Genomic DNA, 3,477 nt, shown 5'->3' with positions numbered 1-3,477 from the left:
GTTACTTGACTTTTCAGGCCAATATAATCTGCAGCTTCCCTTATTTCCAAGTCATTTAAATTGGAATGACTGACGCCTAAAGCATGCTTGAGCTGTGTCTTGGTCGACTTTTTGTGGAAATAGTTACCCGCATAAACGACGGCGTCGATTCCGCCATTATCTTGTGTGATAGAAGCGTCCTGATTGATAGAAGCATCTTGAGTGGTAGAAACGCTATTTTCCGTTGTTGATAAGGTCATATCCATACTTACCTCTCTCTTAGCGATTCTGCTTGGTATTCACGTATTGGGCTCAGCAGGTAGTCGATAACACGACGTTTATCCGTTTTTATTTCCGCAACGACGGACATGCCTGGTGTCAACTCAATACTTTTACCGTTGATTAAGATGTTGTTATTCTTAAGCTTAACTTGGGCTGGGAAAATGAGCCCCAAGCGTTCGTCTGTAGTAGAATCACGAGAAATACTCAATAGCTCAGCTTCGATAGTACCGTAACGAGTGTATGGAAACGCATCTACTTTTACTGTCACTGGCTGTCCTGGGTAAACAAAACCTACGTCTTTATTGAGAATTTGTATTTCCGCCTGCTGTACTGCATTTTCAGGGACAATAATCATTAAATTTTGTGCTGGTTGAAGTACTGCTCCTAGCGTGTAAATACTGAGTTGCTGAACCGTACCATCGACAGGAGAACGGATGATTTCTAACTGTTCACGCTCACGAACTTTAGACAACTCCTGAGCTAAACCCCCGAGTTGCAATTTCGCTTGTTTTCTTTTTTCGAGCCATTCTCTGTGTTTTTGTGCTTTGAACCCCGTCAGCCTTTCTTCAAGACTATGGTATTGCGACTTTAGAACCTCTAATTCAGCTCGTTGTTGCGACACTTGGCGCTTAACTTCCAGTAGCTCTTTTTCTTGCTCTAGATACTCTACGTGTCCAATGACTTTTATTTGATTCAACGTTTTTCGTGCCGCGAGTCTCTGACTAATATTTTCGGTTAACTGAATTAATGCGTTGATGTCACTTTGACGAGCCGCTTGTGATGTTTTGTTGACCTGCATTTCTGCTTTGATACTTGCCAGGGTCGACTCATATTCACGTTTCTCACTCAAGAAGTTTTCATTGATCAACGCTTGTTGTTCGAGTGGTAAGGCCGAAAATAATAGGTCCTTAGAGAGTGGCAGGCCACTATTCAAAGATTGGTATCGAATTAGGTCATTAGTTTGAAATTCAGACTGAGTGATTAAACGGGTAATGTCTTGATTGATGCCTAGGGTATCAAGAGTAAGAAGCGGCGCGCCTTTTGTCACTCGTTGCCCATCTTTTACGTGAATAGAGAGAACCCGGCTCTGCTCATAAGATTGAATCACTTGTGAGCGGCCAGAGACAACGAAACGTCCGGTAGCTGTCGCTTGTATATCTAATTTCCCCCAATACGCCCAAATTAAGACGGCAACGACTCCCAAGCTGAGCGTGATGGCCGTTATGCGAGCAAATGGTGAAGGAGGACGTTGTGATAAGGCGAGGTGCGCAGGCAAAAATTCGTAATGCTTCTCAGTCGCTTGGTTTATTCTAAATTTGGCTAAGAATCGCTTGATGACACTTTTCATGCGTTTGAATCCTCTTGCTTGAGCTCTTGCTGAAGTTGCCATAATTGTTTGTACTGTTTGCCCAATGTGATTAACTGTTGATGGTTACCTTGCTCGACGATATTACCTTGGTGTAGAACGATAATTCGGTCGCAATCTCGTACGGTGGATAACCGGTGAGCGATAGTGATGACCGTACGGCCCTTCGCGATATTTGCCATATTGGATTGAATCAACGCTTGTGATTCGTCATCCAGTGCACTCGTGGCTTCATCCAGGATCATGATTTTGGGATCTGAAAGTAGAGTTCGCGCAATCGCCAGGCGTTGTCTCTGTCCGCCAGAAAGGGACTGCCCACCTTCGGCTAAGATCGTGTCATAGCCGATTGGGAGCTTCATGATAAATTCGTGAGCTCCAGAAAGTTTTGCCGCTTCGATAACCTCTTCTAAGCTAGCTTCAGGCTTCGATTGGGCAATATTTTCGCAAACACTTTTGTTAAATAGATAGTTTTCTTGCAGAACTATGCCGATTTGTTGGCGCAGTTGCTGGATGCCAATTTGATTAAGTGGTGTGTTATCAACCGTTATTAACCCTTTTTCTGGGCAGTAGAGTCGTAGCAGTAATCGAGCTAGAGTACTTTTCCCTGAGCCTGATGTTCCCACAACGCCTAATGTTTCACCTGCTTGGATATCTAGCGACAAGTTGTTCAGGGTCGGTGGGATATCTGGTTGGTAACGAAATAGGATGTTTTTGAACGAAATTGCGCCTTGTAATGCAATCGTATCGCTCCCTGTGTGCTGCTCCACAGGTAAATTAAGCATGTCTCCCAATTTTTCTAGTGCCACGCGCGTTTGAATAAATTGCCCCCATAACTCAACCATGCGTGATAAAGGTTGGGCTATATGGTTTGTCATCATATTAAAAGCGATCAGTTGTCCGATAGTCATTTCCAATGACAGTACTTCTGTTGCCCCTAACCACAGAACTCCAACACTTGTTACTTTCTGGATGAGTTGAACGACATGGTTGGATCGGTTGTTGAGTTGCTGAACCACGTACCCAGTAGAGACCATTTTTTCCGTTTGATCGTCCCAACGGCGAACAAAACGAGGCTCTACGGCTAAGCTTTTTAGAGTTTCACTGCCAGCCACTGTCTCTGTGAGAAAAGAGGTATTTGCAGCGGCGTGCGTAAATTGCTCTTCTACCGCCGCTTGCATTCGAGGTGTAAGCCACCAAGCGAGCAATACGTAAAGAGGGATGGTTGCAATAAATAGCCATGTGAGAGGAGGTGAAAGCAAACTCATTACATAGAGAAAGACAAACATGAACAAGAACTCGACCGTTAAAGTAAACATCGAGCCTGTTAAGAATTCTCGTACAGTATCAAGCTCGCGCACGCGAGTTACGATAGCGCCTACTTGACGTGTTTTGAAGAACATCAAAGGAAGGCCAAACAAGTGCTTTACTAACTTAAGTCCTAATTGAATATCAATTCTATTGGCTGTGTGCGCATATTGATATTCGCGTAAGCCGCGAAGTAGAACCTCTACAATGCCAGTGATCACAAGCCCTATCACAAGCACATCAAGGGTTGACCAAGCTTGATGTACAAGCACTTTATCCATCACAACCTGAAAAAATAGCGGTGAGATTAAGGCGAGTATTTGCAATACAAAAGAAAACAAAAAAATTTCCCCGAGTATTCTTTTGTGTTGCAAAAACTCAGGAATGAACCAGGCGATATCAAAACGTGATTGAGCTTGTTTTATCTCCAGCCATCTGTGGTTCCAAATTGAATTGAGTTCGTTATACGAAATTATTTCAGGAGTTTCTTTATTAGGTCTTTGTATTAAACACTTATCTTTATTAGATTTTGCTAAAGTTAATGG

The 3,477-nt window shown here is 43.3% G+C and carries 2 protein-coding genes and 1 pseudogene; all 3 read right to left on the bottom strand.

Annotation, left to right across the window (positions count from 1 at the left end):
• Window positions 1–245 (bottom strand): annotated as a pseudogene (locus AB4496_RS22035) (type I secretion system permease/ATPase); the annotation flags it as partial.
• Window positions 246–247: 2 nt separating this feature from the next.
• A complete protein-coding gene (locus AB4496_RS22030) occupies window positions 248–1,609 on the bottom strand; it encodes an HlyD family type I secretion periplasmic adaptor subunit (RefSeq protein WP_017083706.1) in 1,362 nt (453 codons plus the stop codon).
• A partial coding sequence (locus AB4496_RS22025) for a peptidase domain-containing ABC transporter (protein WP_372131972.1) occupies window positions 1,606–3,477 on the bottom strand: 1,872 nt, incomplete at its 5' end. The genes AB4496_RS22025 and AB4496_RS22030, both read right to left, overlap by 4 nt.

The sequence above is a fragment of the Vibrio sp. 10N.222.46.A1 genome, assembly GCF_041473595.1.
Taxonomy (GTDB): Bacteria; Pseudomonadota; Gammaproteobacteria; order Enterobacterales; family Vibrionaceae; genus Vibrio; species Vibrio tasmaniensis_A.
The sequence above is the reverse complement of the archived record's forward strand: the minus strand, read 5'-3'. Positions and strand labels throughout refer to the sequence as shown.

Bases quoted from the DNA above. Each gene is read 5' to 3' on its own strand.
- AB4496_RS22030 (WP_017083706.1), bottom strand. From the start codon at position 1,609: ATGAAAAGTGTCATCAAGCGATTCTTAGCCAAATTTAGAATAAACCAA.